This is a genomic window from Roseovarius confluentis, from assembly GCF_002917925.1.
Taxonomy (GTDB): Bacteria; Pseudomonadota; Alphaproteobacteria; order Rhodobacterales; family Rhodobacteraceae; genus Roseovarius; species Roseovarius confluentis.
In genome coordinates this window covers 16,805-36,461 of sequence record NZ_PPFE01000003.1, presented here as the reverse complement: position 1 = coordinate 36,461, position 19,657 = coordinate 16,805, and the positions used below count along the sequence as shown (strand labels likewise).

Sequence of the window (19,657 nt, the reverse complement as noted above, 5' to 3'; positions counted from 1 at the left end):
CCGCTTGAGTGTGGTTACTGGAAGACGGCGGAGGGATTGTCCAGGCTGTCGGAGCCCTCGATCTCGATCCCGCCCAGTTCTAGCTCGGCAACGACGCGTTCTATCGACCGGGTCTGGCCGACCAGTCCGTCAACGCCTCCCATGATCAGCGCCTCGCCACCTTCGTTGCCGCGGGCCAGCATCTCGTCATAGGCGAAACCCGCTTCGGCAGCGGTTTTGATCCGGCCCAGTGCCAGCACCGCGTCGGCGAGACGGCTGCGCATTTCCGTGTCCAGCTCGGGATTGCGGGCAGCGACAAGATCGGACAAGGACGGCCCGCTTACCGTGGTGCCATCCGTGCGCACGTAGCGTCCGAGATAGATGTTCCGGATGCCGACACCGTTGTAATAGTGGTCATTATGGGTGTTGTCGGCAAAGCAGGAATGCTCTTCCTCGGGGTCATTCAGCATCAGGCCCAGCCGCATCCGCTCACCCGCGGTTTCACCGTAGGACAGGCTGCCCATACCGGTCAGGATGGCCGACAGCCCCGCCTGTTCGTCGGCCATCAGGGTATCGCGGGCCTCGCCGCCTTCTGCCCATTGGGCGGTGATCCATTCCAGATCCGAAACCAGGAGATCGGTCGCCGCAGACAGGTAATCGGCCCGGCGGTCGCAATTGTCATTGGTACATGCATCGCCCTGCGCATAGTCGGTCCAGGGCCGGTTGCCCGCGCCGTCGTCATGGCCGTTGAGATCCTGACCCCACAGCAGGAACTCGACCGCGTGATAGCCGGTGGCGACGTTGGCCTCGATGCCATCCACCTCGTGCAAGGTGTTTTCCAGAAGGTCAGGTGTGATCTCGGTCGCGTCGATCTCCTGGCCCGACAGGGTGAAGGTCGGATTGGCGATGACGTTCAGCGCCGCCAGTTGGTTGGCATCGGTCGGACCACCATAGGCACCATCGACATAGTCGATCAGCCCTTCATCCAAGGGCCATGCGTTCACCTTGCCCTCCCAGTCATCCACGATGGGGTTGCCGAAGCGGAAGACCTCGGTCTGTTGGTAGGGAACACGCGCCTCCAGCCAGGCTTCGCGGGCTGCGGCCATGGTGTCCGCCGACGGAGTCTCGATCAGGGCGTTCACAGCGTCCTGCAGCACACGCGCGGCCTCAAGGCTGTCGCCGTAGTTCGCCTCGGCGATATCGGCATAGGTGTCGAGCACTTCTGTCGCGGACTGCGCCAGGGCGGGTCCCGACATCGCGGTCGCGATGGCAGTGGTGGTCAATACGGTGCGGAGCATCTCTTTGTCCTCTATTGGGTTCCAAGGCGGCGCGGCGTGGCTTCATCGTCCGGGCAATCCGGGCCTGCCATGCGATCCAGAAGCCGCTCGACCGACAGACCCCGTCCGGCAATGCCGTAGACTGCCAGCTGAAGCAGCGCGTTTCGGCAGATCTCACCGGGTTGCGAATCAGCGTTGGTCATCCTGCATCTTTCGCTGGACCGATTGCGCTCTGCCAAATTCCTGACGGAATAAGTCGGACGATGCAATAGTCGAGTTTTTCAGTAGGGATTCAAGAAGGCGCATGATTCTCGTCCGGACATGACGCCGGATCACCCTTGCGCCGGATCAGGTGCCAGGCAAGGCCACGACCAGCTTTGGTGATTCACCAATAAAATCAGTGATTTCTGTGAATTCTGGGACGGCCCGATGCAAGGGTGACCCGGTCGTCCACAATGCGTCTCAGGTTAGAAAAGCCTGCCCATGGCCGGCGCCGTGGGCAGGCGCGGTATCATTCTACCTTGATCTTGACTTCGCCCAGACCGTCGGCAGCCATCAGCATTTCGTCGCCGCGATTGATCGGCCCCACGCCGGCGGGCGTGCCGGAGAGGATCACGTCGCCGGCAGCGAGCGTGAAGTAGTCGGACAGGTAGGAAATCATCTCGGGCACCTTCCAGATCATCTGGTTCAAGTCGCCCTCCTGATGAACCTCTCCGTTGACCGACAGCGTGATGCGACCTTCGTTCAGCAGGCCCGTCTCGCTAACCGGATGAATCGGACCGCAGGGCGCGGAGCGCTCGAACGCCTTGCCGATTTCCCACGGCCGGCCCATTTTCTTCTGCTCTCCCTGCAGGTCACGACGAGTCATGTCGAGCGACAGCGCATAACCGAAAATATGGCTTTCCGCGTCCTTGATCGAGATTTTATCGCCGCCCGATTTCAGCATCACCGCCATCTCGACCTCGAAATGAACATCCGAGGAATGGTCCGGATACGGAAAAATGCCGGACGGGTCCAGGTTGTCAGGGTTCTTCTGGAAGAAGAAAGGCGGTTCGCGATCCGGGTCATGGCCCATCTCGATGGCGTGAGCGGCATAGTTCCGGCCGATGCAATAAACGCGTCGCACCGGAAACTTCGCCGCATTGCCCGCGACGGGCAGCGCAACGACGGGTGGCGTGGGGATCACATAGTCTGACATTCGATTCCTCCCGGAAAATTTGGATTGTGTCTTGTAATAGCGATATGGATTGGTAAGATCAATCGCAACCAATCTGGTTTTTTCGAAAGAAAGCAGTATAGGTTGCGGATAAATCTGGGAATCGATCAGGAATGAGATCAATTGGTGCACCAATTTCGCAAGACGACTTGCTCAGCAAGCCGGAACCATCGGACCAGAATGATGCCGTGGCACGACTGCGGGCCTTCATCGCCGATGGCGGCTACGAGCCGGGCGACCGCCTGCCCCCTGAACGGGAATTGACAGGCGCGCTGGCGATGGGCCGTTCGATGCTGCGGCGTGCGCTCGACCATCTGGAACGGGATGGGGTGATCTGGCGACATGTCGGCAAGGGCACCTTTGTGGCCAATGGCGCTGCTGCCTCGGGCGGCGCAGGTGGGCTTGTGCAGCTTGGCCGGCAGTTGACGCCGTTCCGCATGATGCGCGCGCGGCTTTGCATCGAGCCCGCCATCGCCCGAGAGGCCGCGATGAATGCATCGAGCGAGTCGATGACGCGGATGCGCCTTGCCATGAACCGCGCGGAGTCGGCGCCCAACTGGGACGATTACGAGGCGCAGGACGACCATTTCCACCGCACGATCGCGATGGCGGCCGATAACCTGCTGTTGTTGTCGCTGTTCGACCAGCTCAATCAGGTCCGCCGGGCGGTGGCCTGGGGCAGCGTCACGCGCGACACGGTTCGTCCGAACCGAGACCACCAAAGTTTCAGGGAGCATGAGGCGATTGCCGTCGCGATCGAGGCGCGTAATCCGGAGGGTGCGTACGACGCGATGCGCGTCCATCTCGGGTCGGTCTCGCGACGGCTCTTTGACGAAGGATAAGAGCAGATCAAGTCGCAGAGCCCGCCAACCGGGCATTCAACATCGAATTTGGGAGGAGACGATGAATATGCAAAGACGATCCATTCTGAAATCCGTGGCGGGCCTCGCCGCGGGGACGATAATGGCGATGGCCGGCCCGGTTTTCGCGCAGGACAAAGATCCGCTGCGCGTGGCCTTCGGTGACATCGCAAGTGTCGAAAGCCTGAACCTGCTGATCGCCATGGAGCGCACCAAGGAACGTGGTGTGCCAATGGAGATGACCTTCTTCAACTCCGAGGATGTCGCTTCTCAGGCGGTTCTGGGCGGTGAAGCGGATATCGGGGTGGGCGCGCCCTATGCCTTTATCCAGAACGCAAAGGCACCGATCCGGATGTTCTACCGGATGTCGAGCCTGCTTTTCTTCCCGGTGGTAAACAGCGAAGTCTATTCCGGATGGGAGGACCTGGACGGCGAAGAAGTCACGGTTCATTCGCGCGGTTCCGGCACCGAGGCACTGATGCGCCTGATGGAAAGCAAGCACGGCATCGAGTATTCCCGAATTTCCTATGTTCCGGGCTCGGAAGTGCGGGCGGGCGCCATGCTTCAGGGTACGATCAACGCCACGATCGTGGACGCGGCCAATTTCCGGCTGTTGCAGCAACAGGGCGGCGACAAGTTCGCGCGTCTTCCGCTGGAAGGCGTCGATGCGACGGACGAAGCGCTCTATGCCAATGCCGAGACCTTCGAGGAACGTGGCGACGATCTGGCGATATTCGTCGAGGAGTTGCTGCGGACCTGGAAGGACATCGACGCCGACCCAAGCATCGTGGCGGACCTGCGCGAGGAATACGGCCTTCTGCCGGACCTGCCGGATGATGCCGTGGCCGACGCGGTGCCCTACTACAGCGAGGCTGTCGAGGGCGGTGTTTATCCGCTCGACGGGGGTGAGCCGCAGAATGCGAAGGATGACATCGCATTTCTCGCAGCGGCGGGCCAGGTCGAGGGCAACCCGGAAGAGATCGACCCTGCCGACTACTGGAACTTCGGCCCGCTCGAAGCGGCCAAGGCTGCCCAGTAAGACGTCAATGGTGCTCATCCCGGCACGTCCGGGGTGAGCCCTGACCCTGATGGATCTATAAATGACAACACAATCTCCAACCGCTGTTGCTGGCCCCATGACCGGTGCCCTTGGCGTGCTGGCGGACAACACGCCGGTTCTGTGGCGCCTTCTGTCGCTTGCTCTGTTCTTCGCGGCGTGGGAAATCGCCGGGCGGACCAATTTCAACTACGCCTTCCCGACCTTCTTCGAGACCATGACGGCGCTCTGGGAGATGACCGCCGATGGCTCGCTCTTTTCCGCCTACCTGCGGACACTCCAGCCCCTGGTGATCGGCCTGGTTTTCTCCCTTGCCGTGGGGGTAAGCGCAGGGGTTCTGATGGGCCTTCGGCGGGATGCGGAATGGATCACTCTGCCGGTCTTCATCACGATGCAGGCAGCACCGATGGCCGCATTGATCCCCCTGATCACCTTTGTCTACGGGATCGGGATGACATCAAAGGTATTGGCCGTGGTCATGCTGGCCATGCCGGTCATCGCGATCAACAGCTACAAGTCGGTCCGCAACGTATCACCTTCGTTGGTCGACATGTGCAAGTCGTTCCAGGGCTCGAGGCGACAGCAGGTTTTCCGGATCATACTGCCGGCGGCCAGCCCAATGATGTTCGCCGGGATACGGCTTGGCGTCGCGGAAGGCTTCTCCGGTGCGGTTCTGGCCGAACTTCTGATCACACCGACAGGTATCGGCGACCTGATCACCTACAGCAGGTCGGTCGCGCAATTCGACCACATGTACGCGGTCATCCTGTCAATCGTGGCGTTCGCGGTAATAACCGTTTCGCTCCTTCAATTGCTGGAAACCAAGCTGTTCCGGCCCGAGAAAAGAGGCACCTGATGCACATGACGCAACCAATCGTCGCGGAAACCGAGGCGGACCAGATCATCGAGGTCGCCGGAATTCACAAAGTCTACAACGAAACCGTGACCGCGCTGAAGGACATCAACCTTGGCTTCGGCCGCGGCGAACTGACCAGCCTGCTTGGCCCGTCGGGCTGTGGCAAGACCACGCTTCTGAAGATCATTTCAGGGCTCTTGAAACCCACCTCGGGCGAGATCCGCGTAAACGGCGAGACCGTGACCGGCCCCGGCCCCGAACGCGCCTTCGTCTTCCAGGACTTCGCGCTGATGCCCTGGGCCACCGTGCTCAAGAACGCGGCGTTCGGGTTGGAACTGAAAGGCGTTGGTCAGAAAGCACGGGAAGACAAGGCGCGCCATTACATCAACGAGGTCGGCCTTGCCGGTTTCGAGGACAAGTATCCGCATGAGCTGTCCGGCGGGATGCGCCAGCGCGTCGGGCTTGCACGTGCGCTGGCGGTCGAGGCAGAGGTCCTGCTGATGGACGAGCCGTTCTCGGCCGTGGACGAACAGACCCGCCGCAAGTTCCAGGAGGACCTGATCCGCCTGCGCGAGACCGAGAACAAGACATTCATTCTCGTGACCCACTCAATCGAGGAGGCGGTCTACCTGTCCGACCGGATCGTTCTTCTGTCACCGCGTCCCGGCCGTCTGAAACAGGTTGTGACGCCCGAGATCGACCGCTCCGGCAATCCCGAAGCCATCCGGCGCAACCCGGAGTATCTCGACTTGATCGACGATATCTGGGCCGGTCTGCGCGACTACGTGGAGTAACGCACATGGAACTCTACGGATACAAGGTCCCCAAGATGGCAGCTTTGCTGGTCTGGGTCGTCATCTGGGAAATCATCGGACAGTTCGAACTCGTCATGTTGTTCCCGCCATTCAGCGACGTCCTGTTGGCGATCCCGGACGTCATCACGACGCCCAGCTTCCTTGAGGCAGCGCGCATCACCGTGCTGAGCTATCTCGGCGGCCTGGCGCTGGCGCTCGTCGTTGGCGTCTCGCTGGGTCTTCTCATGGGGTTGGTCAAACCCGCGGACAGACTTCTGAACATGTGGGTGAACGTATTCCTGTCAGCGCCACTTTCGGCGCTCGTGCCGGTCATCATGATCCTTTTCGGAATGGGCATGCCAACGGTAATCGTAACCGTCTTCATGTTCGCCGTCTGGATCATCGCCCTGGATACACGGGCGGGAGTCCTGCATGTGTCGCCATCCCTGATGGAGATGTCCTCGTCCTTCGGGGCCTCGCGCTGGCACCGGATGAAAATCATCCTGCTTTCGGCTCTGCCGGAGATCCTTGCCGGCTTCAGGCTGGGCGTGATCCGGGGCGTCAAGGGCGTCGTCATCGGCCAGTTGCTTGTCTCGATCATCGGGGTCGGAGCGCTTTTCGCACTCTACTCGCAGAACTTTCTCATGGCCCATTTCTGGGCTCTGATCCTGATCCTTTTCGCCTTTGCTCTCGGCCTCGCCGAGATGATCGGGCGGCTGGAACAGCGTGTTGAATATTATGCTGGTGCACGAAGCTAAGGGCGACCTGAAGTTCCGGCACCCTTAAGGCCACGACACTCCCCTCCAAGCCGGACTACCATCCGTAGACCGGCTTGGAGCATCTCGCTACGGCTCCGGCACTCGGTTTCACCACGACGACGCCGAGTTGGGGCCGGAAAAATCTGGCGCAGGCTGATGCGACAAATGTTTCCTGCGGGCCCTGATTTTACTGGTCGGAGTGAGAAGATTTCGAACCTCCGGCCCCTGCCTCCCGTAGACAGTTCAGGAATTCGTACGCAAACAAATCTAGGGTTTGCATTCAATAAAACCGCCAAAAACCCCCGAAACCGCGAAAATACCCGGGACGGCACCAGAAACGTAATTTCGACACGATCATCAATGTCGACATTGCCGGCCGGACTTTAGACTTGCGATTGCCACGTGTGGTCGTGATACTATCCAAGCCGTTCCAAAGCTTGTTCACCTCGTTACATCAGTGATTGTTTTCCTTGCAACACGCCAAGACAGGGGGGCAACGGTATGTATCAGACAGGTCTCGACACCAATGTGCTTACGCACGGTGTGGCGGAGAAGAATACGACTTCCGGTGATATTGAAAGATGTATCGAAGAGTTGCGGATCAATGGATATGCGCTTGCGCAGAGCGGACTAGGCGACAGTGAACTTGCCCAGGCCCGGGACGTATTGGACCAGGTCTATTACCAGCAAGCTGAAGAGGTCGGTGGCGAGGATAATTTGCGCCTCATGAAGGATGCGAATATCGCACGTGCGGTCTGCGCCTATGATCCGCTTATGCTGAAAATTGCCACATTGCCTGTCATCATGGACGTCGCTGCCGCATTCCTGAGGCAGTATTACGTTTTGATGTCTCACAATGGCATCCTTAACCAGCCAGGACGCGACCACTACCAATTCACTTGGCATCGTGACCTGAACTACCAGCACTACACGTCTTCCCGGCCGCTGGCCCTGAGCGCATTGCTGGCAGTTGATCCGTTCGATGAAGTGACCGGTGGAACCTATGTGCTGCCCGGGACGCATCTCTTCGAGACGTTCCCGTCGGACGAATTCGTCCGCGTCCACCAGAAGGTCGTGAAATGCCCGCCCGGGACAATCATTTTCTTCGACGCCATGCTGTACCATCGCACGGGCAAGAACAGCTCGAACGGGGTTCGCCGCGCGGTCAATCACATCATCACGCCGCCAATGCTTCGCCAGCAGTACAATTTCAAGGAGATATTCGAGCAGCGAGGCGTCGAAGTCGAGGATCCGAAGGTGCGAGACTACCTCGGATTCGAATACGAGATCCCAAAGAGCGTCAAGGAATGGCGTGAAGGCAAGATCGAAGCAGCCCGGGCGGCCGAGGGACGCCAATAGTGGCCCTGTCGCGAGCGATGCAGACCGATCTGAACGCCATCCTGTCCGAAACACCGGATGAGGCCCGGGCACGATGCGGTCGCAGGCTTGACGCGGCGCTGCCAGACATGGGCAACATCGCCCTCTTCGGGGCGGGCAATACTGGACGTGAAGTCGTGAAACGCCTACGCCGCGCCGGTGTCGAGCCGGTTGCGTTCATCGACGACACGCCCGCCAAGCAGGGCACCACGATTGACGGGCTGCGGGTCCTTGGCCGGCAGCAGGCCGCGGAAGCGCTCGAATCCGACGCCACCGTGCTGGTCACGGTTCTCAATCCCAAGCTGACTTTCGTGCAGGCACAGGCCCTTCTGGCAGAGACCGGACTGAAGGCCGAGAGTTTCATGCTGTTGAGCTGGCTCTTTCCCGAGGAATTTTCGGGTCTTTGCAATGTAATGGCACCCGAGAATGTCCTGCACGAAAAAGACAGTATTCTGGAATGCGATGCGCTCTGGGCCGACGATATCTCGCGCGATACGTTTGCCATGCAGGTCGCTTGGCGCATGTCCCTCGACTTCACCCGGCTTCCCGCTCCACGACTGGACGATATATACTTCCCGAAGGACCTTGATATCAGCCTGAACCCGGATGTCGTCTTTATCGACGCAGGTGCGTATGACGGCGACACGTTGGGACACTTTTTGGACCACACCGGAGGTCTTTTCGGCCGGGCAGTCTGTATCGAGCCGGACCCGCAGAACCTTGCGCGGTTGGAACAGAGCATCAAGGATCAGAGCCTCGGCCATCGCGTAACTGCGCTGAATTGCGGCCTTGGCGCGAGGGCGGGTATTTTGTCCTTCAATGCCACGGCTGACATGAGCGCGTCCTTCGATACAGGCGGCGCTGTCTCTATGCCGGTAAAGAGGCTGGCCGACGTGATGCCCGCCGGGCAGCCAGTCTATGCAAAATTCGATATCGAAGGTGCCGAGTGGGACGCGCTCAGCGGCTCGGCGGAGCATGTGACGGACAACAACCCCAAGCTGGCCGTCAGCGTTTACCACGCCCCCGAGGATTTATGGCGACTGCCCCTCCTGATGGCACGGCTGTTGCCGAACAGGCGCATCTACCTGCGGGCGCATGGCGTTGATGGGACGGACGTCATCTGCTACGCGCTCTGAGCAGACGACCCAATTCCAAGGCAGGCCGCCCGATGCCAAGCCCCCCGAAGGCCACGTGTCTTCTTCTGACCTATCAGCAGCAAGATCATGTTGCCGAAACGGTGCAAAGCGCGCTGCAGCAGGACTGCGCACCGATGCAGATCGTTCTTTCGGACGATGCCTCGCGCGACGATACGTTCCTGCGCATGAAAGAGGTGGTCGATCGGTACGACGGGCCGCACGAGGTCGTTCTGAACCGCAACGAGACCAACCTTGGCGTCAACGAACATCTCAAGAAAGCCCTTGGAATGTGTCGGGAGGATATCATCATCGCCGCCGCCGGTGACGACCTCTATTACCCGCACCGCAACCGGCGGATCCTGGAGGCGTTCGACGCAACTGACCCGCTTCTGGTTTTCTCACATGCCGACGTGACGACGCTGGACGGGGCCCCTGCGCCGGCGCTGTATCGCAAGGCGACGTTCTACACGACGACGGACCGGATGGCCGCCGCGAAATCGCTGTCGCTCTACCTTGGTGCCACCTGCGCGTGGCATCGCTCGCTTTACCGCAAGTACGGGCCGATGATGTTCGACAATACCTTCGAGGACCTGATCCTCGGGTTTCGGGCCGCTCTCGAGGACCGGGTGCATTTCATTGACGAGGCGTTGCTGACCTACCGGGTTGGATCGGGGCTGACCAATACGAAACCCGAAAGGTTCACGCCGGACAGTTACCGGGCGCAACGCCTGCGCGAGATCGAAAGCAACACCTGTGTCTATCGTCAACGCGCCGCCGACGCGAAGACCTTTGGCCTGGGCCCTGCGCATGAGGTCTCGAAGCTACTGGCCGACCGCGTGGCCGATGGCGAAGTGCGCGCGGCCTTTATCGAGAAAGGCTGGGCCGGACTGGCGCCGTTTCTCGGGCGTCATCCGTTGCAGGCCATTTCGCGCGGCGTGTCCGAGGCCCGGCGGCGCAAAAAGCGCATCGGTGCGACGTAGCGACACCGATCGCGCCTCAGCCGAGATCCCACTTATACTGCGGAATCGCGAGGCTGCGCGCGCCGAACATTTCCTTTTGACGGGACAGCCCGACATTGAGCTCGCGGCCTTCGGCTGTGGTCGAGATCCCGAAGCTGAACCAGTCGCGGTCCGCGAATGTGTCGTTGACGAGCGACTGAACCACGAGATCCAACGCGCCAAGGTCACGCCCATCGCCTGATGAGGCCATGTACTGGCAATGCACGCTACGCCCGAAATCGAACAGCACGACGCCGGCCAGCATACGTTCATCCTCGAAGGACGCGAACAGACGGATCCGCTTGGGAAACGCCGCGTTAAGACGCGTGATCTCGTCCAGCGAATGGGTCGGCCGCGCGTCGTGGCGCTGGTCCAGCACCTCTGCAAGGATATCCCAGAAGGCGGCGAAATCGGTGGTCTCGGCTGTTGTCAGCCCTGCCTTGGCCGCCTTCTTGGCTCCGTATTTGCGGCCACTGCTGAACGACAGCTTGCGGTGCAGGGGAATGGCGGCGCTCAGGTCGGTGCGGACCTGGCGAGCGCCGGCGTTGAACAGCGCATAGATGTCGGCCTCGGCCGGCTGAGTGTGAAATATATGCGGCACGGGCTTGTAGTGCAGCGCCCCGATCCCCTGCCTGACAAGGTCGTCACGCAGGCTGTCGAAGATCTCGACCACCTGCGCGGCGGAGGTCGAGGGCTTGATCAGCAGACCGCCAAAGGTCAGGCCGCCGTGGGATTGCAAGGTATCGCGCACCCGGTTCGCGGGCAGGCACGCGATTATCTTGCCGTCGCTTTCGAAGATCAGCGAGTGATCGTCGAAGCGGTCGGAATGGTACTCCATGAAACGACGGTCATGCAGGAACGTGCCGTTTGTGGAGGCGGCGACGAAGTCGTTCCACGAAGTCGAAATAGCGGGCGTGTAGCGCTTGATTTCGATGTCACCGCTCATGCTGCCTGCCACTTCGCCAAGCCGACACCTGTCCGCCCCATGTCGTTGCCGTTGTAGAACAGGTACCGGCCACCATCCGGCGCCACGAAATGCGCGGGATAACAGGTCATGTCACTGTCCCAGCTTTCAGGCGCCCCCAGCGGCAGTTCGACATCATCCGTACGGGTGAACTCCACACCGTCCGGAGAGGTGAAGCGGAAGGCGGCATATTGCTTGGCGCGGGTGTCGGAGGTTGCGCGCAATTCCCACGTGCCGTCATCCAGCCGCGTCGCCCGGGGGCGGCCGATGCGGTACTCGTCGCCCGTGGGCGTGATGATGCGCTGCGCGGCCGCGTTGTCGAAGGTGACACCGTCGTCGCTGGTCAGCGTCCAGCAATCATAGCGGGGATAAAGCCTTTCGCCGATCTCCTCCCACCCGTCGCCACGGGAAATCCACGCGCGAAAGCTGCCATCCGGCAGGCGGGCGATCGAGTGCAGCGCGCCGATGAAGGGCCCGTCGGGGCAGCGGTCGAGCACCGGGGTCGAACCAACCCGCTGAAAGCTGTCGCCGCGATCCCGGCTGATGGCGAGGCCGGTGAAGGCCAGGAATTTCGCTTTCTCCACCAGCTGGAACCCCACGTAGTAAAGCCGCAGTTCGTCGGGCGCGACTTCTACCACATCGCCCAGGATAAGGCCGTTGTCATCGAACATGCCCGGTGCACCGAGATCCAGCACCGGGGCCGTGGAGCTGGCCTTGACCCGGGTCGGGTCGTCAGCGGCGACATCGACCCAGCCGATGCGGCTGATGCCATGTGCGTCGCGCATCCCGCCGAAGATCCGTATCGTGTCTTCGTCGCGCAACCACGGGCACGGCGTCATGAAGGAATGCTGCGCCCACTCCAGGCTTCCGTCAGGGCTGAAGATATGGCCCTGTTTCACCCAGGCCATGTCAGGGCTTGATCCGGTAATAGCGGTAGGAGGACACCTTGGCGGCCTCGGCCGGGTTGCCGTTCAGGATCAGGCCGGGGGTGTCGAAGCTCTTGGTGACGGCCGCCGCCATGCCGACGAGACAATCCTCGGCCAGGTGCACATTGTCGGCCAGGGCGGCGTTCACGCCCAGAAAGCTGCGCGCGCCGATATCGCAATAGCCCGACACCACGATATGCGAGGACAAAAAGCAGTTTTCCCGGATGCGGGTCTGATGGCCGATATGGTTGCCGGACCACAGCACGCATCCGTCGTCTATCTGTACGCCATGCTGCACCACGTTGTTCTCGAAGATAAAGACATTCTCGCCCAGTTCGGCGGTCCGCCAGACCATAGCGCGCGGGCTGACGAAATTGGCAAGGTGATATCCGTGCTCCTTCGTCAGCGCGATCAGACGCGCGCGGATCCGGTTGAGCTTGGTCGAGGTCACCGCGACATGCGCGTCAGTCTTGCCAGGATCGAAATGCGACGGGGCGTCCTCGAGCGGGACCACGGGCAGGTCGAACTTGACGGTTTCGTCCAGATAGTCCCGTTCGACCGCGAACCCGACAACCCTGTAATCGCTGTCGACGGTGAAATACTCGTAGGCGATATCCGCGAACTCGCCGGCTCCCACGATCAGGATATCTTTTGACATTCCAAACCTTTCTGTGCCCGGTGTTCCGGGCCGTCTCTCTTCGATGCCCGGCTATTTCAAATCGTCGTTGCGCGGTTTATAAACATGGACCAATGCAGAAGCGAGTCGTAATCCCTTGCCGCTAAGTGACTGTCGCCTAATAGATTTACCCAAGATCTCGGACGCACGGGGCAATCTTACCTTCATCGAGGGAAACAACCACATCCCGTTCGAGGTCAAGCGGGTCTACTATCTTTACGACGTTCCCGGCGGCGCCGACCGGGGCGAGCATGCGCACAAGGACCTGCACCAGTTCGTGATCTCGATGTCCGGCAGTTTCGATCTGCTGCTGGATGACGGCTTCGAGAAAAAGCGGTTCCAGCTCAACCGGCCCTATTACGGCATATACGTCTGCCCGATGATGTGGCGCTACCTGGACAATTTCTCCTCCGGGTCGGTGTGCATGGTTCTCGCGTCGGCCCCCTATGACGAGACGGATTACATCCGCGACCGCGGCGAATTCCTCAAAGCGGTGGGGGCGGCGTGAACGTCCCCTTCCTGGATCTTGCGGCGGCCCGGGCCGGCATACAGGCCGAGCTGGACCACGAGCTTCTGCGTGTCGCGCATTCCGGCAGCTATGTCATGGGCCCCGAGCTGGAGCGTTTCGAAGGCGCCTTTGCGGCCTACGTCGAAGCCGGCGCCTGCATCGGGACGGCAAACGGGCTGGATGCGCTTCACCTGGGACTTCGCGCGCTGGGCATCGGCCCGGGCGACGAGGTCATCGTGCCGTCGAACACCTATATCGCGACCTGGCTTGCCGTCAGTCAATGCGGTGCGGTGCCGATGCCCGTCGAACCCCTCGAGGACACGCACAACATCGACCCCGAGGGCACCGCCGCGGCAGTCACCGGGCGCACCAAGGCCATCCTGCCGGTGCACCTTTATGGGCAGCCTGCCGACATGGACGCGCTGAACGCAGTGGCCCAACAGAACGGGCTGAAGGTTCTGGAGGACGCCGCACAGGCGCATGGCGCACGCTACAAGTCGCGCAGGATCGGCAGCGTCGGCACTGCGGCCTGGAGCTTTTATCCTACGAAGAACTTGGGTGCGCTGGGCGATGCAGGGGCGTTGACCACATCGGATGCCGATGTCGCGCAGACCGTCAGGCTGCTGCGCAACTATGGGTCCGAGCGGAAGTACGAGAACGAGATCCGCGGCATCAACAGCCGTCTGGATCCTCTTCAGGCCGCCCTGCTATCGGTGAAACTACGGGTTCTGGACAGTTGGACCGAGCACCGCCGCGCCATCGCGCGCGCGTACACCAACGCCTTTGCCCGCGCCGGGCTGTGCGCTCCTTACGTGCCCGACTGGGCCGAGCCGGTCTGGCACCTTTACGTGCTGCGACATCCCGACCGGGACCGCTTTCAGGCGCGCCTGTCGGAGGCCGGCGTCGGGACCGTGATCCACTATCCCATCCCGCCCCACCTGCAGAAAGCCTATGCCGACCTTGGCTATACGCAAGGCGCCTTTCCGGTTGCAGAGCGGCTGGCGAACGAGGTCGTCAGCTTGCCCATGTGCCCCGGACAGACGGCAGCGCAGACCGAGTACGTGATCGAAAAGGTGTTGGAACTCGCCTGAGGACCTGCACCTATTCAGCTATCGTTCTGGCGCAGCGCCGCGATCATCCCCGAGAAACGCGCAAAGTACTTCTGTCGGCGCCGGGACGAAAAGATCGTTGCAGGTGACAGGGCGCGTATCCCGGTCTTGAGGATTGCAGCATAGCAGTTGCCGCGCATGCCGTGCTTGCGCGTGGTGTAGATCTGGGAATATCCCCAATGCCAATTCTTGATGCGCTCGCTTTTCAACGACCCGCCTGATGACGCGCCTCCGGCATGGTGGACCACTGCGTCTGCCACATAAACCAGGTGGCCCCGGGATCTGGACAGGCGAAGGCTGAGATCGTCATCCTCGAAGAACAGAAAAATCCCGGAATCGAATCCGCCCACCGCCTCGAAGGCGCGCCGACGAACAAAGAGTGCGGCGCCGGAGAGGACCGGAACGACCGTGTCCTTGGTCAGTTCGTGCTTTGGCAACCACTTTGAGCGATCGACGAGGTCAGTGCGGCGCTTCACGACCGCCCTGCCCGCCTCGTCCAGAATTCGTGGGTTGAAGGCTGACGCATCCGAATGCCGTTCCGCCGCATCGATCAGCTTTTGCAACGTGTCAGGGCCAAGCGCCGTGTCAGGATTGAGGAACAGGAGAAATTCCGTGTTCGCCTGTTCCGCACCTTTGTTGCACCCGGCACCGAAGCCAAGGTTGCGCTCATTCTCGACCAGTCGTGTCGTGTCCTGCCGTGCGGCGACGATCCGTTGCAGCCGGTCGCGATCGTCCGAGGCGTTGTCGACGATCACCACGGGTGTGCCTTGCGGCACCGAGGCCAGCATGTCGGGCAACACACCCGTGCTGTTATACGCGACCGTGACGATCGTCACGCGGTCTTCGGCGCTACTTCGAGGCATTCAGATGCTGCCTTGCCATTGCACGAATTTTGCGCCGGTAGAGGGGGCGCAGGATCTCGCGGCGCAGTTTTTGCCAAAGGCCCTCTTTCCGCCCGATCATGCTGCCACCGAGTTCGGCAGACACTTCGCGCACACCGGACGGCCAAACCGTCAGCACGCGGACGTCGTGGACCCATTGCATCTGGAGGAAATTATCGACGGGCCTGTCGAACTGTTCGGACGCGGCAAGCAGCGCGCGTGCCGCATCACGGGTGACCAGCTGCGCGACCATGCCAAGTGCGATCCGGTCATAGCGATGCAACCCGATTCCACCCGATGTATCGATCTCCTCCGTCTTCTCCTCGCGCAGCTTGATGGGAAAGCGGATGAAATCCCCCGGTTGGATGTTCGAGAGCGCCAGGTTCAGAGCCTTGGGGAAAACATCCTCCTGAAAATGCAGGTCGTCTTCCAGGACGAGGGCCGCGTCCAGATCGTCATCGAGGATTTTCTGCCAGCAGGCGCGGTGACTGTGAAAGGCCGCGATTTCAGAGGACCGCATGGTGAAAGGATAGGTCGGGCGCATCAACTTCCGGCGATAGGCGTCGGCGTGGGCCTCGCTCATCTGCTGCCCGTCCACGGCTCTGACAACATGAGAGTCAAGCGGCACGGTCTTTTTCGTGGCTTCAACCTGCGGCAGACGGGCCTCCGCACGTTCAAGGTGGATAATCATACACTCCGCTTTCAAAACAGCCGCCTTTCTACGAGCTGACATCGGTTCCTTACAAGTATTGGCTTTCGGAACGAGATGCCACTCCAGGTCATGCTTCAATTCAGAAAACGGCATGGCGTACCGCAAAATGTCTGGCGCGGACGAGTTTCGCATCCAGGGTTTTCTGCTCCAAGGCTTGCAGTCTACACTGGCGACAGCCTTACCGAACAACTCATGCCGCCTTTGCCGAACCGAATGAGGCTTGTGGCGTAGCCTGATGCGGGCTCAGCGATCGCCGTTAGAAACGGCATTTGGCGGTCCGTCGGGATATTGTCGGCGATGATCAGCGCGCCTTTTGCCAGGCGCGGTTCAAGCAAGCGCAGGATAGGAAGGTAAAGGTCTTTAGCGCCATCCAAAAACAGCAGGTCGATATTTGCACCGGGTCCGGAAAGAGTTTCGCGGGCGTCGCCGACGCGTATGTCTGCGTCGAGACCTGCATCTGACAATGTGGCGCGGGCTCTTTCGGCCTTGGACTCGTGGTATTCTGTGCCGATGACGTGCCCGCCTGTCTGGGCGGCGGCTGCGGCCAGGTACAGCGTCGAGATGCCAAAGGACGAACCGAACTCGACTATGGTTCTTGCCTCACATGCAACCACCTGCCCGTAGAGGAAACGCCCCTGGTCCGGTCGGATGGCCAGATAGGCGGTCTTCATTCGGTCCGAAAAGCGGAAATCCGGATTATCTGCCCGGGCGTCGGGGGTATCAGAGGCCGCTCGCCGGGCCGCACGTTCTGCATCCGCGGCCTCGTGCTCGCGCTTCAGGACGGCGTTGAGCGTCGGATCTGTCAGAGCTGTCATAGGTGGGTGTCCTTCCGTTATTTTGTGAGAACGACGGGGCAGTCGCGCTCGGGGTGTGCCATCACGCATACCGGCTGGCGGTACACATCGGAGATGAGCGGCTCGGTCAGGACGTCCCATGGCGGGCCGTTTGCCACGATGCCGCCGTTTCGCATCAGAACGATCTGGTCGGCATAAGCGGCAGCGAGGTTGAGATCGTGCAGGACCGCGAGGACCGTTCCGCCCGAAGCGGCAAGCCCGCGGGCGCGCTCGAGCAGGCGTTCCTGGTGACGCAGGTCGAGTGCGGCGGTGGGCTCGTCCAACAGGACGACCGGAGCCTCCTGTACAAGCACCCTGGCAAAGGTGGTGCGGGCCTGTTCGCCGCCTGACAATGTCTGTGCGTTGCGGTCCCGGAGGTGATCGACCTCGGAGTCCGCCAAGGCGGCAGCTATCGCGGCGCGGTCCTCATCGGGGGGAAGATCTCGAAAGGCGCGCCCCATTCCCACCACATCCTCGACATTGTACCCAAAGCGGATTTCAGACCCCTGCGGAAAGACCGAGCGCAATTGTGCCAATTCACGGATGCGCATCCTGTGGACCGGCTGATGGTCCAGCAGGACGGTCCCCGCCTCTGGTGTCACGTCACCGGCGATGGCGGAAAGCAGCGTGGATTTCCCGGCGCCGTTCGGCCCGACAAGCGCGGTCAGCGTGCCCGACGCGCAGGCGATTGACACGCCATGCAGGAGGGTCTTCCCTCCGATCCCGACGACGAGGTCCGACACCTTGATCATGCCGCCCTGCCATTTGCACCGCCGCGCCAGATCATCCAAAGGAAGAACGGTCCGCCAATCGAGCCCATGATGACCCCGATCGGGATTTCGTTGGGGGGATCGAGAGTGCGTGCGGCAAGGTCGGCCAGCATCAACAGAAGCCCGCCGCCTGCCGCTGCAAACGGCAGCAAGAGCCGATGGCCCGGTCCGATAATGAGACGGACCAGGTGCGGGACCACCAACCCGACGAAACCTATGGTGCCATTGAAGGACACTGCGGCGGCCACCAGCAACGCTGTGATGACGATGAGCTTGCGCCGCAGCGCGCGCACATCGACGCCGAGGTGCCGTGCCTGCCGTTCGCCAAGGGCAAGCAAATCGAGCTGACGTGCCCACATAAGCAGGAAGGCGGTACCGATTAGGGCCGGGACCACGGTGATGGACACGGTCAGCCAGCGCGCCGAAGACAGAGATCCCATTGACCAGAAGGTCAACGTCATCAGCTGCTCTGTCGTTGCAAGATAGGTGAGGAAGCCTGCGATGGAGCCGCCAATCGCATTGATGGCGATACCGACCAGCAGCAGGCGCGAACTGTCAGCGCCTTCCCGTCCCGGACGAGCGAGGACGTAGATTAGGAAGGTCGTACCGACACCGGCAACGAACGCGCCGAGCGGGAGTGTCCAGATCCCGAAAACCGATATCTGAAGAACGACCACCGCAATGGCGCCCAGAGATGCGCCCGCCGACACCCCGACGATGCCCGGATCGGCCAGCGGATTGCCGAACAGACCCTGCATCGCCGCTCCGCAGGTGGCAAGGCAGGCGCCGACGATGATTGCCGTGACGGACCGCGCGAGGCGCAGGTCCCATACCACGGCCATGTTCAGCTCTTGCGTGTCGGAGACCGGGCTGGAGGTGAACCGTGCACCGATCGCACCCAGCACGTCGGAAACCGAAAGCATCATCGGCCCCATCGCCACCGAAGCGACGAGCACGCCGCAGAACGCGATGCCGACAAGGGTGGCCAGGACCGGGGTTCGGCTGGCACGCCTTTGCTGCGGAGCTACGTTTTCGACGCTGCTCATTGCTCCTCGAACATCTGTGCCAGGCCTTCGCTCAATGCGCGCGTCGCGATACCGCTGGAAGCGGCGTCGGCTCGAACGTGCATGTCTCGCATTATGATGATGCGCTTGTTGCGGCCTGCGGGCGTCAGCGCAATGCCCGGATATTCCGTCCAGAAACGATCCAGGTTGCCGAAAACATCCATCTCCTCGGCCGAGATCAGTACCACGTCCGGCTTCATCAGCAGAATGCCCTCGGGCGTGACGCCTCTGTAGCGGTCCTTGCCGATCTCGGCCGCCGGGTTGATCCCGCCGACCCGTTGGATCAGGTTGTGCACCGCTGTTCCCGACCCGCCGACCGAGAAGTTACCGCCTGCGCCCGCCTTGGACGCATGCATGATCCGGAGCTTTTCGCCATCGGGCGCGGTGACAGTCGGGGCATTTGCGTATTCCTGCTCGATCGCGGCGACAAGCGCCTCGCCGCGGTCCTCGGCGCCGAGATGCGCGGCGAGGCGGCGCACCTTTTGGGTGGCAGGAAGTGTTCGGTCAATCAGCGCGGTCTGGATTCCTATCTGTTCCAGCCCGTTGCGCAGCGAGTCGAACCGAATGTTTGACGCGATCACGGTGCCCGGCCGCATGGCCGCGATGCCTTCGATGCCCGGACGCTCGCGGAAGACGTGGGGTATGTCGTCAACACCGGTCAGCCCCGGTGCAAGATGGCGGGCCAGGACACGGTCGGACGCGCCAAGTGCGATGGCGATCTCAACCAGGTCCGCCCCCAGCAGCACGATGTCGCGGGAGCCAGTTACGCTTTCGGTTGTGACGGTGATTTCCGGATAGGCCGGAGCATCACTCAAATCCACCACCTCGGCGCTGGCCGATCCTGCGGGGTGCAACATGGCCATCAGTCCCAACACGAGTGCGACCGGCAAAAACCTTTTCATTTTC

Annotated in this window: 22 protein-coding genes; 10 read left to right on the top strand and 12 right to left on the bottom strand. The window is 61.4% G+C overall.

Annotated elements, in window-relative coordinates:
- Positions 1-14: 14 nt before the first annotated feature.
- From C2I35_RS08185 to C2I35_RS08180, 3 genes are all read right to left on the bottom strand, one after another.
- Entirely contained in the window at positions 15-1,277 is a 1,263-nt protein-coding gene (locus C2I35_RS08185) for an imelysin family protein (RefSeq protein WP_103762565.1), read from the bottom strand.
- An 11-nt stretch (positions 1,278-1,288) separates the two neighbouring features.
- Positions 1,289-1,459 carry a hypothetical protein gene (locus C2I35_RS22120; RefSeq protein ID WP_170067163.1) on the bottom strand — a complete coding sequence of 57 codons (171 nt, stop codon included), beginning with the start codon at positions 1,457-1,459 and terminating at the stop codon, positions 1,289-1,291.
- 308 nt (positions 1,460-1,767) lie between these two features.
- Positions 1,768-2,454: a fumarylacetoacetate hydrolase family protein gene (locus C2I35_RS08180; protein WP_103762564.1), complete on the bottom strand. Its 687-nt coding sequence runs from the start codon at positions 2,452-2,454 to the stop codon at positions 1,768-1,770.
- Between the two features lie 206 nt (positions 2,455-2,660).
- On the opposite strand from C2I35_RS08180, the gene C2I35_RS08175 reads away from it, so the two are divergent.
- The 8 genes from C2I35_RS08175 to C2I35_RS08140 all read left to right on the top strand — a co-directional run bounded on the left by C2I35_RS08175 (position 2,661) and on the right by C2I35_RS08140 (position 10,290).
- Entirely contained in the window at positions 2,661-3,314 is a 654-nt protein-coding gene (locus tag C2I35_RS08175; protein WP_245890449.1) for a FadR/GntR family transcriptional regulator, read from the top strand.
- 67 nt (positions 3,315-3,381) lie between these two features.
- A complete protein-coding gene (locus tag C2I35_RS08170) occupies positions 3,382-4,371 on the top strand; it encodes an ABC transporter substrate-binding protein (RefSeq protein ID WP_245890448.1) in 990 nt (329 codons plus the stop codon).
- 61 nt (positions 4,372-4,432) lie between these two features.
- Positions 4,433-5,245 carry an ABC transporter permease gene (locus tag C2I35_RS08165; protein ID WP_103762561.1) on the top strand — a complete coding sequence of 271 codons (813 nt, stop codon included), beginning with the start codon at positions 4,433-4,435 and terminating at the stop codon, positions 5,243-5,245.
- Entirely contained in the window at positions 5,245-6,039 is a 795-nt protein-coding gene (locus C2I35_RS08160) for an ABC transporter ATP-binding protein (RefSeq protein WP_211286126.1), read from the top strand. The genes C2I35_RS08165 and C2I35_RS08160 overlap by 1 nt, the downstream gene beginning before the upstream one ends.
- Positions 6,040-6,044: 5 nt before the next feature.
- On the top strand, positions 6,045-6,797 hold the full coding sequence (locus tag C2I35_RS08155; protein WP_103762560.1) for an ABC transporter permease: 753 nt from the start codon (positions 6,045-6,047) through the stop codon (positions 6,795-6,797).
- 501 nt (positions 6,798-7,298) lie between these two features.
- Positions 7,299-8,156, top strand: coding sequence for a phytanoyl-CoA dioxygenase family protein (locus C2I35_RS08150; protein ID WP_103762559.1), 858 nt, complete (start codon positions 7,299-7,301; stop codon positions 8,154-8,156).
- On the top strand, positions 8,156-9,310 hold the full coding sequence (locus C2I35_RS08145; protein WP_103762558.1) for an FkbM family methyltransferase: 1,155 nt from the start codon (positions 8,156-8,158) through the stop codon (positions 9,308-9,310). Before C2I35_RS08150 ends, C2I35_RS08145 begins: the two co-directional genes overlap by 1 nt.
- 32 nt (positions 9,311-9,342) lie before the next feature.
- Positions 9,343-10,290: a glycosyltransferase gene (locus tag C2I35_RS08140; RefSeq protein ID WP_103762557.1), complete on the top strand. Its 948-nt coding sequence runs from the start codon at positions 9,343-9,345 to the stop codon at positions 10,288-10,290.
- 16 nt (positions 10,291-10,306) lie between these two features.
- Here the strand turns inward: C2I35_RS08140 and C2I35_RS08135 are convergent, their stop codons facing one another.
- From C2I35_RS08135 to C2I35_RS08125, 3 genes are read right to left on the bottom strand one after another with little or no spacing between them, the layout of a single operon-like run.
- Positions 10,307-11,254, bottom strand: coding sequence for a GNAT family N-acetyltransferase (locus C2I35_RS08135; RefSeq protein WP_103762556.1), 948 nt, complete (start codon positions 11,252-11,254; stop codon positions 10,307-10,309).
- On the bottom strand, positions 11,251-12,180 hold the full coding sequence (locus C2I35_RS08130; protein ID WP_103762555.1) for a hypothetical protein: 930 nt from the start codon (positions 12,178-12,180) through the stop codon (positions 11,251-11,253). Before C2I35_RS08130 ends, C2I35_RS08135 begins: the two co-directional genes overlap by 4 nt.
- Position 12,181: 1 nt before the next feature.
- Entirely contained in the window at positions 12,182-12,856 is a 675-nt protein-coding gene (locus C2I35_RS08125) for an acetyltransferase (protein WP_103762554.1), read from the bottom strand.
- 115 nt (positions 12,857-12,971) lie between these two features.
- On the opposite strand from C2I35_RS08125, the gene C2I35_RS08120 reads away from it, so the two are divergent.
- Both C2I35_RS08120 and C2I35_RS08115 read left to right on the top strand, forming a co-directional pair.
- On the top strand, positions 12,972-13,382 hold the full coding sequence (locus tag C2I35_RS08120) for a sugar 3,4-ketoisomerase (RefSeq protein ID WP_103762553.1): 411 nt from the start codon (positions 12,972-12,974) through the stop codon (positions 13,380-13,382).
- Positions 13,379-14,473, top strand: coding sequence for a DegT/DnrJ/EryC1/StrS family aminotransferase (locus C2I35_RS08115; RefSeq protein WP_103762552.1), 1,095 nt, complete (start codon positions 13,379-13,381; stop codon positions 14,471-14,473). The genes C2I35_RS08120 and C2I35_RS08115 overlap by 4 nt, the downstream gene beginning before the upstream one ends.
- Before the next feature lie 14 nt (positions 14,474-14,487).
- On the opposite strand, the gene C2I35_RS08110 is transcribed toward C2I35_RS08115, so the two are convergent.
- From C2I35_RS08110 to C2I35_RS08085, 6 genes are all read right to left on the bottom strand, one after another.
- A complete protein-coding gene (locus C2I35_RS08110; protein ID WP_103762551.1) occupies positions 14,488-15,354 on the bottom strand; it encodes a glycosyltransferase family 2 protein in 867 nt (288 codons plus the stop codon).
- On the bottom strand, positions 15,341-16,177 hold the full coding sequence (locus C2I35_RS08105) for a glycosyltransferase family 25 protein (protein WP_170067162.1): 837 nt from the start codon (positions 16,175-16,177) through the stop codon (positions 15,341-15,343). Before C2I35_RS08105 ends, C2I35_RS08110 begins: the two co-directional genes overlap by 14 nt.
- 68 nt (positions 16,178-16,245) lie before the next feature.
- A complete protein-coding gene (locus C2I35_RS08100) occupies positions 16,246-16,899 on the bottom strand; it encodes an O-methyltransferase (RefSeq protein ID WP_103762549.1) in 654 nt (217 codons plus the stop codon).
- Between the two features lie 17 nt (positions 16,900-16,916).
- Positions 16,917-17,669, bottom strand: a complete 753-nt coding sequence (locus C2I35_RS08095; protein ID WP_103762548.1) for a heme ABC transporter ATP-binding protein — start codon at positions 17,667-17,669, stop codon at positions 16,917-16,919.
- A complete protein-coding gene (locus C2I35_RS08090; protein ID WP_103762547.1) occupies positions 17,666-18,733 on the bottom strand; it encodes a FecCD family ABC transporter permease in 1,068 nt (355 codons plus the stop codon). Before C2I35_RS08090 ends, C2I35_RS08095 begins: the two co-directional genes overlap by 4 nt.
- Complete coding sequence (locus C2I35_RS08085; protein WP_170067161.1) at positions 18,730-19,653, bottom strand: ABC transporter substrate-binding protein; 924 nt, start codon at positions 19,651-19,653, stop codon at positions 18,730-18,732. The genes C2I35_RS08090 and C2I35_RS08085 overlap by 4 nt, the downstream gene beginning before the upstream one ends.
- Positions 19,654-19,657: the final 4 nt, after the last annotated feature.